16 protein-coding genes are annotated in these 12,634 nt (G+C 49.4%); all 16 read right to left on the bottom strand.

Features of this window, described 5'->3' with window-relative positions; translation table 11 throughout:
* Window positions 1–84: 84 nt before the first annotated feature.
* The 16 genes from WFK81_RS06575 to WFK81_RS06500 all read right to left on the bottom strand — a co-directional run bounded on the left by WFK81_RS06575 (window position 85) and on the right by WFK81_RS06500 (window position 12,561).
* On the bottom strand, window positions 85–684 hold the full coding sequence (locus WFK81_RS06575; protein ID WP_336785658.1) for a dienelactone hydrolase family protein: 600 nt from the start codon (window positions 682–684) through the stop codon (window positions 85–87).
* Window positions 677–2,755, bottom strand: coding sequence for a transglycosylase domain-containing protein (locus tag WFK81_RS06570; RefSeq protein WP_336785657.1), 2,079 nt, complete (start codon window positions 2,753–2,755; stop codon window positions 677–679). The genes WFK81_RS06575 and WFK81_RS06570 overlap by 8 nt, the downstream gene beginning before the upstream one ends.
* Before the next feature lie 140 nt (window positions 2,756–2,895).
* A complete protein-coding gene (locus WFK81_RS06565; RefSeq protein ID WP_336785656.1) occupies window positions 2,896–3,423 on the bottom strand; it encodes a GNAT family N-acetyltransferase in 528 nt (175 codons plus the stop codon).
* 22 nt (window positions 3,424–3,445) lie between these two features.
* A complete protein-coding gene (locus WFK81_RS06560) occupies window positions 3,446–3,778 on the bottom strand; it encodes an AzlD domain-containing protein (protein WP_336785655.1) in 333 nt (110 codons plus the stop codon).
* Window positions 3,769–4,494 (bottom strand): AzlC family ABC transporter permease, encoded by a 726-nt coding sequence (locus WFK81_RS06555; protein WP_336785654.1) that lies wholly within the window; start codon window positions 4,492–4,494, stop codon window positions 3,769–3,771. The genes WFK81_RS06560 and WFK81_RS06555 overlap by 10 nt, the downstream gene beginning before the upstream one ends.
* A gap of 70 nt (window positions 4,495–4,564) precedes the next feature.
* On the bottom strand, window positions 4,565–5,035 hold the full coding sequence (locus tag WFK81_RS06550) for a DMT family transporter (RefSeq protein ID WP_336785653.1): 471 nt from the start codon (window positions 5,033–5,035) through the stop codon (window positions 4,565–4,567).
* Complete coding sequence (locus tag WFK81_RS06545) at window positions 5,035–5,739, bottom strand: Crp/Fnr family transcriptional regulator (RefSeq protein WP_336785652.1); 705 nt, start codon at window positions 5,737–5,739, stop codon at window positions 5,035–5,037. Before WFK81_RS06545 ends, WFK81_RS06550 begins: the two co-directional genes overlap by 1 nt.
* 37 nt (window positions 5,740–5,776) lie before the next feature.
* A complete protein-coding gene (locus WFK81_RS06540; protein WP_336785651.1) occupies window positions 5,777–6,202 on the bottom strand; it encodes a DMT family transporter in 426 nt (141 codons plus the stop codon).
* 116 nt (window positions 6,203–6,318) lie between these two features.
* Window positions 6,319–6,588 carry a hypothetical protein gene (locus WFK81_RS06535; protein WP_336785650.1) on the bottom strand — a complete coding sequence of 90 codons (270 nt, stop codon included), beginning with the start codon at window positions 6,586–6,588 and terminating at the stop codon, window positions 6,319–6,321.
* 126 nt (window positions 6,589–6,714) lie between these two features.
* Complete coding sequence (locus WFK81_RS06530; RefSeq protein WP_336785649.1) at window positions 6,715–7,290, bottom strand: methylated-DNA--[protein]-cysteine S-methyltransferase; 576 nt, start codon at window positions 7,288–7,290, stop codon at window positions 6,715–6,717.
* Between the two features lie 99 nt (window positions 7,291–7,389).
* Window positions 7,390–7,842 carry a cupredoxin domain-containing protein gene (locus WFK81_RS06525; protein ID WP_336785648.1) on the bottom strand — a complete coding sequence of 151 codons (453 nt, stop codon included), beginning with the start codon at window positions 7,840–7,842 and terminating at the stop codon, window positions 7,390–7,392.
* Window positions 7,843–7,863: 21 nt separating this feature from the next.
* Window positions 7,864–8,064 (bottom strand): twin-arginine translocase TatA/TatE family subunit, encoded by a 201-nt coding sequence (tatA, locus tag WFK81_RS06520; protein ID WP_132309276.1) that lies wholly within the window; start codon window positions 8,062–8,064, stop codon window positions 7,864–7,866.
* 15 nt (window positions 8,065–8,079) lie between these two features.
* Window positions 8,080–8,823 (bottom strand): twin-arginine translocase subunit TatC, encoded by a 744-nt coding sequence (gene tatC, locus WFK81_RS06515; RefSeq protein ID WP_336785647.1) that lies wholly within the window; start codon window positions 8,821–8,823, stop codon window positions 8,080–8,082.
* The gene (locus WFK81_RS06510; RefSeq protein WP_336785646.1) at window positions 8,820–10,541 is read right to left on the bottom strand and encodes a GMC family oxidoreductase; all 1,722 of its coding nucleotides are present in this window, start codon (window positions 10,539–10,541) and stop codon (window positions 8,820–8,822) included. The genes tatC and WFK81_RS06510 overlap by 4 nt, the downstream gene beginning before the upstream one ends.
* A 17-nt stretch (window positions 10,542–10,558) precedes the next feature.
* Window positions 10,559–11,341 carry a gluconate 2-dehydrogenase subunit 3 family protein gene (locus tag WFK81_RS06505; protein ID WP_336785645.1) on the bottom strand — a complete coding sequence of 261 codons (783 nt, stop codon included), beginning with the start codon at window positions 11,339–11,341 and terminating at the stop codon, window positions 10,559–10,561.
* 260 nt (window positions 11,342–11,601) lie between these two features.
* Window positions 11,602–12,561 (bottom strand): D-2-hydroxyacid dehydrogenase family protein, encoded by a 960-nt coding sequence (locus WFK81_RS06500; RefSeq protein WP_336785644.1) that lies wholly within the window; start codon window positions 12,559–12,561, stop codon window positions 11,602–11,604.
* Between the last annotated feature and the right edge of the window lie 73 nt (window positions 12,562–12,634).

Raw genomic sequence — 12,634 nt, 5'->3', positions numbered from 1 at the left:
TATACCGTCGCAAGAAAATCCTACATATCTTTTTCATCCCCAATCCTTAAATTACAGGTATCTTAACATACCCTTTTTTGAATTTCAACCAATGGATTTGAGAAAATCCACCATCTGGGCAAAAGCTTCATCCGCCGACGCTTGGACGTACCTCTTGGAATAAGGATCGCCAAAGCCATGATTTCCGTTGAATTTGCGGGTAATAACCTGCGTCTTGACCTGCAATTCAGCCATGACTTGGTCTACGTCAAATGAAGGCTCGACCTCCGGATAAAACAATAACACCGGACAGGCAGGATTGATCTCCCTATAACTCCGGATACGGGAGCCATAATAGCCCACCACCGCCGAGATATCGGGGCTGATGCTGCACATCCAGGATGCGGTTGCCCCGATACTGAATCCGACCAGGTATACCTGACGGTATTGGGGCTTTAGCTGATCGGCTAATCTTAGTATGGCTTCGGATGCTTGATCGAATCCGACATGCTCCATAAAATTCCCGTAAGCCTCTTGCTCTTGGTCATAATCAAAAGGCTTCTTCCCATTGAGCAAGTCCGGAGCATACACATCATAGCCTTGGGCAGCCAATGCCGTACTTACCGATGAGATATGTCTGTTCAGCCCATAAATCTCATGGGCTACAATAATGGCCTTATCCGAATGCTGTTTGATCTCAATCATGCTCATTCTTATCTTTTTTTCCTTTCCCCTTGCCTTGATGCTCTTTCTTTTTATCTTCTTTCTCTTTCTTCTTCTCTTCTTTCTTTTTCTCTTTCTCTAATTTTTTCTTTTCCTTATCCTTGTCCTTCTTATGTTCTTTCTCTTCCGTTGCTTTTTCGCTCTCTTTAGGCTTCTTCGGAATCCCCGGTGCTTTCGCAAAGGCCATTACCGGCTCGTCTTGAAGAGCTTCGCTCATCAGCTTTTGGAATACGGCTGCCGCGGCCTTCGAGGTTGTGGTCAAATAATGATCGGTATCCGTATGGTCATAACCAAGCCAGACCGAACCAACCAGCTGCGGCGTATATCCGACAAACCAATTGTCCTTCATCCCTTGTCCGCCGGTTCCCGGCATTTCGGTTGTACCCGTCTTGCCGGCTACCTGACGATCGCCAAGAGCTGCAGCTACGCCTGTGCCTTCCTTGACGACTCCTTCAAGCATCGCAGTCATCGTCCGGGCAATCGCGGGCTCCGTCACTTTTACGCTGCCGTTGGAATCGAATTCAGCTGTTGTTTCCCCTTCCGCCGACTCGATCCGCGTAATGGAATGAGCCGGTATCCGTGTTCCGTCATTCGCGAATACGCCAAAAGCTTCAGCCATTGCCAGCGGCGACACTCCTTCCTGCAATCCGCCTAAAGCAAGTCCCAGCGTCCGGTCCGCATCCGTAAGCTCTATGCCGAACCGTTTGGCGGCTTCCATCCCTGCATCAATCCCCATCTCATTGAGCAGCGACACCGCAGGCACATTATAAGAATGGATCAAAGCTTCATAGATCGATACTTCGCCATGATAGCCCCCGCCCGCATTTTTAGGCTGATAACCTCCGAAATTGACCGGTTCATCCATTAAGGTACTGTCCGGAGAATAACCCCGCTCCAATGCAGGCGTATACACCGATATCGGCTTCATCGTAGAGCCCGGCTGGCGTTTCAACTGCACCGCCCGGTTAAAGCCGCGGAACGGCTGCTCGCCGCGGCCGCCGATAAGAGCCCGTATCCCTCCGTCTCTAGGATCTACAAGCACCGCACCGCTTTGAATCAGCTGATCCGGGCTGCTCGCCGGAAAGAGGCTGTCTTCCGAATAAACTTGCTCGGCGGCCTCCTGCATTTTCGTATCCAGGGTCGTATAGATCCGGAATCCTCCGTGAAGCACTTCATTTTCCGTTAGCCCATACTTCTGGCTTGCCTCGCGAATGACCTGATCGATAAAATACGGGTATTTCATGGCGTCGCTGCTGCTTGGCTTTGAGCTTTGAATATGAAGCGGCTCCTTTACCGAAGCCTCGTATGTAGCTTGTTCAATCTTGCCTTGATCCTTCATAAGCTTTAACACCACGTTTCTGCGGGCTTTCGCTTCTTCCGGATGGCTGTAGGGCGAGAGTGCCGAAGGCGCCTTGATAATCCCGGCAAGCAGCGCAGACTGCGTAAGCGACAGTTCGTTCACCGGAATGCCGAAGTACACCTCGGAAGCCTTCTTAATCCCCCAAGCCCCTTCGCCAAAATAAATCTGGTTCAAGTAAAAGGTTATAATCTGCTGTTTATCGTAATTTTCCTCGATTTTTTCGGCGAGCAGAAGCTCCTTCCACTTCCGGGTCCAGGTCCGTTCCTGGCTGAGAAACACGTTTTTCGCCAGCTGCTGCGTGATGGTGCTTGCCCCCTGCACCGTCTTGCCGTTTGTCAGATTGGTTACCATCGCACGGCCAATCCCTTGCAAATCCGTTCCTTTATGCTCGAAGAAACGTTTGTCCTCTACGGCGACTACCGCTTCGATAAGTTGCTCCGGCAGGCTGTCATAGCTGACGGCCTCCGCTTTTTTCGGCGAAATGCGAAGCGCTTCTTCGTTATTCTGATCGTAAATGATCGTGGCCGCCGGCAGCGGCTCCTCCAGCAAGGACACATCCTGCCTAGCGACCAGCAGTTTAAATGCTAGTACTCCAACTACTGCGGCAATAACGCCGGCGATCATAATAATAAGGACGAGTTTCTTCCATAATCCGCGTTTTTTTGCTTTTTGTTGATGAATCGCTGATCTCATATACCTTCCTCCAAGTTAGCTGCAACAACCTGTTACTTTTGTCTTGGATAATAATTCGCAGATAAGACCCGTTTTCTGTACGTAGGACCTAATTTAACGAGAAAATGCAATAAGGTCTGCGATATACGCAGACCCCGTTTCTAGCCGGAAAAGAATACACTCGGGTATTCAACTACTCCGGATTTCAGGCTGTTTTTCTTAAGCTCCAATGCCATAAATACATCATCGGATACTTCGAATGGCGCACGGATTCCCCACTTGCTTGCTTTTTCGAACCCAAACTTCGGATAATACTCCGGATGCCCCAGAACAATGACCGATGGATATTCCAAAGCTTCCGCACGCTGCAAAGCTTCGCGAATCAGCTTGCTCCCAATCCCCCTATCCTGGTACTCCGGATGTACCGATACAGGCGCAAGTGCAAGGGAAACCGACTCTTCTTCCCCGTAACGAATTGTAATGCCGGATAACAATACATGTCCTACGATCTCATCGTTCAATTCGGCGACTAAAGATAATTCGGGAATAAAGCTGTCTGCGCTCCGGATACGGGCAACCAAATTATGCTCGTCTTGATCACTGACCTCCAGCTTGGCGAACGCCTTCCGAACTACGATTTCCGTTCTGCTGTAATCGCCGGGCATTTCTTGCCTGATCGTTAGATTCATGTTCTCATCTCCTTTATGAGTGTCAGGAATACATAATCAACCGTAACAACATGACGCTTACTACGCCCGTAATGATTGTGCAAAGCAGGCTGCGCGTAAAGATCGCCACCAGGAAGGTAGGCAGCGCGGCAAACAATTCGATGTTATCCTTAAATGATGTAAGCTTGCCATCGGTCATCAGCAGTTCATTGCCTAATAAGGCAGCCATAACCGCAACCGGTATATAGCTTAACCATCGCATCGCCAAATCCGGAATTTGCAATCTGCTGAGCACAACCAGCGGCAGCACCCGCGGAATAAAAGTAACAATCGAAGCACCTATGATAATTGCAAGAATATCCCATCTTATTTCCATCGTTCAATCAACACTCCTATTGTTGCAGCACTTACGGTTGCGATTATGATCGCCACGCTTCCCGATGTCACCATACTTGCTCCAACAACGATAATTACCGCGCTTACGACAACGACCAAATCCCTGAACAGCTTCTGGCGCCCCAATAATTGCAAGACCAGCAGTCCAATAAACATGGCGGACAAAGCGAAATCGAGCCCAAACTTCTCCGGGTTCGTAATCCATTGCCCCAGAAAAGCTCCTGCCATCGTAGCAAGAATCCAATTGAGATAAGCCGTTACGTTCAAGCCGTTCATCCATGATTCGCTGAGTACCCTTGTATTTGCCGCTCTATTAATCGCTACTCCAAAAGTCTCGTCCGTCAGGAGCGTGCCAATCATCATGGTCTTAAAAGCCGTCAAATGACGGAAATAAGGAGACAATGCCGCGCTAAGCAGCAGATGCCGAAGATTTACGATAAATACGGTGAACACGATTGCCGCTATCGACCCTTGCGCGGCTACCATTCCGGCAATAATAAATTGTGCGGAGCCTGCATAAATAAGGATCGACATCAAAGTAATCTCCAGCACGCTTAACCCCGAAGTATGACCAACCACTCCGGCCGCGAAACCGATGCTTAAATAACCCAACAAAGTTGGTACGCAGTCCTTCACCCCTTGAAGGAAGCTGTTCTCTTCTCTTTCCAATCTAAGCTGTACGTTCTCTTGCTGCATGTACTTCCCTCTCTTACCATAAGCTATCCTCTTATCTTAGCATAAAAAGAAGCCGCGGAACGCGGCTTCTTTAATCATGTTGCATCTCTAAAAGCTGCTTATTCTCCTTAGGCTTCGACTTAAATAAAAGAATTCCTGCCAGAAGCGCCGCTACTCCAATCGCTTTCTGCGGTGTGAAAGGCACCTGCTCGAGCCCAAACCAGCCAGCCGAATCCCACCATAATGCGCAGAGCAGCTGGGAAGCCATTACGATGGTGGTTCCATAGCTTGGACCAAGGAGCCGTACTCCTTTGACGACGCAGGTGACAACACCTATACCCAGCAAGCCGCTGAACCAGAACCAGACAGGCATCGGCTTCCAGCTCAGCATATCCGCTCCTTCAAACAACAACCCCATGACTAACGAAGCGATAAAACCCGTTCCAAGTACCAGAGCCGTCGTTGTATGCGAGTTCGCAGCCGCATTGACTTTATTGTTGAACAAGTTCTGTACGCTGACCAGCGACCCCGCCATCAATGCCAGTAATATACCCGTTAACATCATTTCTGCCCCTTCCGGTGTCCATTCTCGTAAATATTTCTTCCGGCAGCCTCTTCAAGTCCCTTGCGGTCTTTTACGACAAGCGTACCCCTGCTGCGCTCGATCAAGTTCGCGCCGGCAAAGTTAAGAATAATCCGGTTCAAGTGCCGGTAGCTTGTGCCGATAAGATTCGCCATATCCTTCAAATTAGCCGTGCTGACCCTTGCATCCTCCGGGGACGTTACGGACAGCAAATAACTTGCAAGCCGAACTTCGACCGGATACAAGAGATTAAAGCTGAGCGACACCGATTTGTTATAAAACTTTTCGGTGACAAGGTGCAGCATAAATTGCAGGAACGGCACTTCCTCCCGATATAACCGCAGCCAACGCTTGTGAAAGGCAACAGCCTCCACCGGCGTTACCGCCGATACCGTATTCAAATTTTCCAGCTCGTTCAAGCATTCGATCTCTCCAAGCACGCCAAGCGGAGAGGTGAAATTAATGAGCAGCGTCTTCCCGTCAACCGAGGTGGTGAACACCTTCACTTTTCCGTGCAGGAGAAAGAAGATATATTCCGGTATTTCCCCTTGCTTGCACAACGTATCGCCCGGCTCGAACCGGTATAACGCCAAGTGCTGTCTTAACGAGCTTGGGAATACTTCGTCCAACGCATATTGGGCCAGATAACGGTCGATCCGGACATCATCCAAAATTTCTTTCAAGCTTACCGCACCCCTTTCTATTGGATATTTTATCCTGTCAGAACGATAAACATAAGATCCCGGTTATCATTAGGGCAATGCCGATCCATTGCGGAGCTCTTAACCGGATTGCCGCATTACCGAACCAACCGGCTTTCTCCATTCCCAAAGTAACAAGGATCTGGGCGATCAGCACGGACGAGACCGTAATGGCTGCTCCGTTATGATGAAAGGCTGTAATGTTGCTGAATATGATAAAAGCTGCAAACGCTCCTCCAAATCGGTAGCGCGGCTTCACCTGTTTAAGCTGTTTCCACGACCGGTCGCCTGTCAGCCATACGATCAGCAGCGCGGCGGCAAATCCCGTCCCTTGCGTCAGCACGGCGGCCTGCCATGTTCCAAGATGCTCGCCAATCGCTGCATTTGCCGTCCCTTGCAAGGTTAGAAATACGCCGCCCAGCACCGCATATAGAATGCCTCTCATTCCTCGTCATCCTCCTCGTTCATTTCGCTCTTCTAATTAAACGACGAGACGGCGAAAACAAAAAGGACATATGTCCTAAATCCTATAAAGACAAATAAAAAAAGCATCATTGCTTCTTAAGCAGCGATGCTTACCTTTTCTTTTTCCGTATGATCATCATTCTTGCCTTGCATTTGCTTGTTCATGTCGCGAAGCTCTTGCAGCATCGTATCCAGTTCGCCGCGCAGCTGTTGGAGCTCGTTTATACAAAGGAATTGCAGCTTGTCCAGTTCGCTTGTGCTCATATTGCCCATTCGAATTTGATACAGCAGCTTGTATTGCATCGATTCGCTCTCGCTAATCCGGTATTCGGGCATTCTTGCCGGTTCTGTTTTTTGTGTTTTCATCGCTTTATTCGGCTCCTTTATGTTTGTTCTATCGTTATGATAAAGGAGCTGTATTAAGGAGGTATTTATCCAGTGTTAGATAAAGATTAATTTTCCGAGCGATTGTTATTTCACGAATATGAATCATCAGAAGCGGTATCTCTCGTGTCCTTTATTCACAAACTCTTGTACGCCCTCCAAGTGGAGCAGCTCCTCTTTCATTTGCAGCCCGCCCCTGAAGCCGGTGAGCGTATTGTTCTTGCCGATTACCCTATGGCAGGGAACAACGATCGGAATCGGATTCATGCCGTTTGCCGTGCCAACCGCTCGAACAGCCTTCGGATTTCCTATTCTTTCCGCGATTTCCGCGTAGCTTCTCATCTCGCCGTACGGAATTTCAAACAATGCTTGCCAGACGGAGTTTTGAAAAGCTGTGCCGCGAAAATCCAAAGCGACCGTAAACGTCTTTCGTTTGCCGTCCAGATATTCCTGCAGCTGGAGCTTGTACACAGCAACTCTTTCCGGATTTTGTATTAGGATTGCTTTGGGGATTTTTTTCATTACCCACGCTTCAATATTCTCCAAAGTCGACTCGCGGGGCAATGTAACCTGTACCAATCCGTTATCTGTTGCAACCAGATAAATAGGCCGGTTATATAACACGGGATGCGCCAGCGTATCCCAATAAACATAGGTTATTTGATTATTACTCACATTAACCATTCCTTCTGTGCTAATCTCCCCAACTTGCGGTAAGAACAATCTTACCATTCCAAAAACAAAACAAAAAGCCGCGAATTCGCGGCTTTTCCTAAATTAACCTTATTCAACGACGAGTTTGCCAACCATCTTGCTGTGGCCTGCGCCGCACACCACCGAGCAATGGAATTCATGCTCGCCTGCTTTGTCGGCTGTAAATGTCGCAGTGCCGTTATTTTCTTTGATATCGACGTTATAATCCGGAATCGCGAAGCCATGGAAGCCCTCTGCGTTATTTAATGTAATTGTTACTTTGTCGCCTTGCTTAACGCGGATTTCCGGCTGATCAAATTCAAAGTTTTTCGCTTTAACGGTAATGGCTTTTGCTCCGCCGCCTGCAGCAGCATTGCCCGCATTGCTACCGGCGTTTGTGCCGGCATTGGTACCGGTGCCCGCGTTATTGGTTGCGCCTGTATTGGCATTATTGTTGTTCTTCGAGCTTGATCCGCAGCCCGCAGCCGCTCCCATTACGGTTACGGCAAGAGCAGCAATCATAAACAGCTTTTTGATTTTCATGGCAGCTGTCTCCTTTAGATTTTAATTTTTCGTCTGTTCCAGCTCGATCACGTTGGATTTGACTTCCGGCTCGTCATCGGCAATGCCTTTTGTTGAATTCCGGAACTCGCGCAGCGTATCGCCAAAGGCACGTCCAAGCTGCGGCAGCTTTGCCGGTCCAAATACGATCAAAGCGATAGCCAAAATAATAATCAGCCCTGAAATTCCTACGTTGTTAAACATAATGTCCCTCCACAGTTAAGTCGTTTGTACAGCAAGCTTCCGCCTATAGTAACGCGTCGAGATAAAAGCGCTGATCTCGAATAGCAAGATTAGTGGAACGGTCACGGATAAATGGGATACAAAATCCGGAGGTGAGATAAGTGTTCCCACAACCGCCAGGCCTACATACGCAAATTTTCGAACCTGCTTCATTTTGTCAGGAGTCAGCATCCCGATTCGGGTGAGAAAAGTCATCGCCAGCGGCATTTCAAAGGCAACCCCCATTGGCAGCAGGAAACTAATGAGAAATGACATGTAATGCTGGATGCCATATACCTCATGAGCGCCCATCGATTGGTTCAGCTTGATCATGAACCGGATCATCATCGGCAGAGCTACAGTATAACCGAACATTACTCCGCTCACGAAGAGCAATGATGAGGTAGGCACATAGATCAAGGTGCTCTTCGCTTCGCCATCCGTCATGCCCGGTCTTGCAAATGCCCACAGGTGATACATGAGGAAAGGAAGCGTCAGAATGATCCCTACGAGCAGCGCGCATTTCATGTATACGGCTATGCCGTCCGAGAGGGCAAAGACGCTCCATTCCACCTCAATGTTACCCAGATGTCCTTTGACAAAAGTCAATATTTTAGGCGCTGCATACAGCCCCACGCACAAAGAGGCTAGAAACCAGCCTGCCACAAAAATTAAGCGTTTGCGGAGCTCGGACAAGTGACTGATCAGATCGCTTTCGATCGTATCGGTCTGTTTGCTCACACGAGTGAACCGCCTTTATCCATATATTTCTGCACGCCTTCTGCCGTCCGGTAAGCCAATGCGCCAACGGTAGCCGTCGGATTGTATCCGCTGTTATGCGGGAAATTGGAAGCTCCGCAGATGAAAACATTTTCCGCATCCCACATTTGCAGATAGTTATTAACGACGGAAGTTTTGGGATCAGATCCCATAATCGTTCCGCCCGTGTTATGGGTAGACTGATAAGGAACGATATTGTATTGCTTGATCGAGTCATGGATCTCCGTCTTGGTTCCGCCCATCTGATCCGCTATTTCCTTCGTTTTCTGGGCAATGAACTTCACAAGCTCGCGATCCTGATCTTCGAAATCAAAAGTCATCCGGATAAGCGGCAAGCCAAAAGCGTCCTTGTACTCCGGATCAAGGTCCAGATAATGATAACGGTTCGGCATGCTTGCGCCTTGTCCCGTAACCGATAACACACGGTTCGAGTTATGAATCGTCGCTTTCTTGAACTCGGCTCCCCATTTCGGCGTACCTGCCGGAACCGGCTGATACTGAATCGGCCTCAGCCCCGTCTGCGTGAACCTGATATTCGCGCCGTGCAAAAATTTTAGATCGCTATGATCAAAGTTATCGCCATTGAAATCATCGATACTGCTACCGAGAGCCCCGGCACCCATTGCCAGGTTGAATTCGCGGTCCTCGTAGAAGGCGCTGGTGCTGGCACCATTTACTTGATAGGCATAGTTCCGGCCGACGGCACCCGTATCCGTATCGGGATTATATGGCTTGCCTAGCTTGGAAAGCAGAAGGAGCCTTACATTCGAGAAGAGATAACTTGCGAGAATAACGACGTCGGCTGGCTGCGTGTACTCTTCTCCGGTTGGCGTATGTACGTAGGTAACACCGGTTGCTTTCTTGCCGTCGTGAATGATTTGTGTCACATTGGAATGTATGCGAAGATCTAGCTTGCCCGTTTGCTTGGCAACGGGAAGGACGGTAACAACCGGGTCCGCCTTTGCGCCGTATTCACAGCCAAACCGTTCGCAATACCCGCAATATTGGCATGGCGCTCTCTCTACGCCATCCGGATTTTTGTAAGGCTCGGACAAGTTGGCCGAAGGAATAACATATGGATGGTAGCCAAGCTTTTTGGCAGCATCTTCAAACAGCTTCATGCCCGGAGACTTTTTCATCGGACCTGTTGCGAATGGCTTGGACATCTTCCCGATATTCGGAGGCAGTTCCGACTCGCCGGAAATGCCCGCCATCTGCTCGTATTTCACGAAATACGGCTCAAGCTCCTCATACGTAATGCCCCAGTCCCGAATCGTCATGTTCTCCGGAATCTTCTTCTTGCCGTAACGCTCGACCGTCTTGCTGTAAATTTCAAAGTCGTAAGGCAGGAACCGGTAGTATTGACCGTTCCAGTGAACCCCTGCGCCACCCAAACCTTCGCCCAGCAAGAACGACCCGTACGTCCGCATCGGCAACGCTCTCATTTTTATTGTGTTGCGGAAGGAGACCGTTTCTTTGGACAAATCCTGCATCAGCTCATAACGCGAGGCATAGCGGAGCTCGTCGTGAACATGGTAATAATCTTGCGTATCCCGGCTTTTGCCCCGCTCCAGACCTACAACTGAAATACCGGCTTTCGTCAGCTCCGAAGCGATAATGCCGCCAACCCAGCCCATCCCGACAATTACAACGGGAACCTTTGGAAGTTTAGTTGCCATTTTGCTTCACCCCTTATCTACCCAAGCTCAAGATGATCATGCAAGCTTAATGGTTCCATTTTTACAAACTCTTCTTTTTCGATGTAATCGGTATAGCTCATCTGGTTGCCAGGGAAATTTCTCATCTTCCAGCCCGCCATATTCCGATTGCCGCCGTAAAGCGGGTCAGAGTAAGCTCCCTCGAGCGTCAGATTAAGGAACATAGCAAAAAAGTTGGAGGCAGGAATATCCTTGATTTCCGTCTTATCCGTTTCGAAAGCCGTCAGCACCGCATCCTGCTCTTCCGGCGTGATTTCCACAAATGGCTTCTGATGTTTCGTAAAGCTGTAGTCATTCATTGCGTCAAGCCCAAGCGCAATAAGCTCTCTACGTTTAAAAACCAGCTGATAGCCCTGCGTGGCTTCCGCTTTATAATAAGGCGGTTGCATATAGTCCCTGGCATTGGTGCCGTAGGCACTTGCCATCTGGTGGTCGATATAAAAGGCTACCCCGAGTTCTTTCGCTCCGGGTCCCAGATCATCTTTAGGGAAAAGCCGCTCTGCAGCAGCTTCCGCCGTAAGGAACTGATTCTGGTTGAAGAACATTAACGCCTGGTTATAGTCTTTATCCTCAGGTGCTGTTCCCGACTTGCCGGGTTCCGGAGTTACTTCCTTCCCCGTCTGTTTCAGATTCGACCCTACAAGTCCTCCGATGACCCCGCCAAGCACTACCCCGCCAAGAGCCGTACCGGAATATTTAAGGAACCTTCTGCGCGATTCGTCCTGCGGCTGGTTTGGTTTGTCTTTCGCGTCATTTGCCATAATCGTCATCTCCTTACTGCCCGATTTAGTAGGTTTTCTAATTTTCTTCCATTTAGTGAAATATTATTCATGAAAGGTAGGATTAGGCTAAGGAGCAAACTGCGCCTTCAAATGTTCTTCCGATCGCCATTGCTCGGGGATTCCTTGGAGCATATGCTTCGCTTCTACAGAATCATTTGAATGCTCCGTTTGCCTTAACCTAGATGGGGAGAAGAAAAAAAGCCTACCCTATAAACTGGGTAGGCTTACTATTAAAAACTTTAAAAACGAGGTTCTAGAACGTGTACCGGCGAACCGGCCAAATACGCTTCGATATCTTCTACGATGCCCTTGTAGAAACCGCGGTACGCCGCTTCCGTTACGTAACCGATATGCGGGGTTGCAAGGACGTTCGGCAGCGAGCGGAATGGATCGTCTTGAGGCAGCGGTTCCCGCTCGAATACGTCGATTCCGGCTCCGGCGATTGTGCCGCTGCGAAGAGCTTCCAGCAAGGCATCACGATCAATAATAGGGCCGCGTGAGGTGTTAATGAGAAAGGCTGTCGGCCGCATCCGCTCAAGCTCTTTTTCGCCGATCAAACCGCGAGTACGATCTCCTAACACCAAGTGGATCGATACGATATCGCTGCTCTCCAGCAGTTCTTCCTTGGAAGCGGCCTGCGTAACGCCCGCTGCTGCCGCTCTCTCGGCGGTCAGGTTCTGGCTCCACGCCATCACCTCCATGCCAAACGCTTGTCCGATCCTTGCTACGTTGGTTCCGATATGGCCAAGTCCCAGCAATCCAAGCCTTTTGCCGTGAAGATCGACGCCAATCGTGCTTTGCCAGCCGCCGTTTCTGACCGCTTCATTCTCCGGCACCAGCTTTCTGGCGAGACCAAGAATAAGCGCCCAGGTCAGCTCCGTAGTGCCCTCTCCTCCCCCTTTTGTCCCGCATACCGTAATCCCTTGTTCTGCGGCTGCCGACAGATCAATAGAAGCGTTGCGCATACCGCTTGTTACAAGAAGCTTCAGGTTGGGAAGACGCTGCATTAGCTCCTTGCGGAATGGCGTTCTTTCCCGCATGATGACAACAATCTCGCAATCCTGTATGGCGTTAACAAGCTCATCTTGATCTTCGAAATGATGATTGTATACCCTAACCTCAACACGTTCCTGAACGGAAGACCAATCGGCCATGCTCAAGGCAACGTTCTGGTAATCATCCAAAACAGCACATTTCATTCGTTATTCTCCTCCTTCTCTAAGAAAGCAAAACAGCAAGCTCCTTACCAGCGATTCTGGGGGAGCTTGCTGC

It is taken from the genome of Paenibacillus sp. MMO-177 (genome assembly GCF_037147795.1).
Taxonomy (GTDB): domain Bacteria; phylum Bacillota; class Bacilli; order Paenibacillales; family Paenibacillaceae; genus Pristimantibacillus.
Note: the sequence above shows the minus strand (reverse complement) of the source record. Positions and strands in the feature narration are given on the sequence as shown.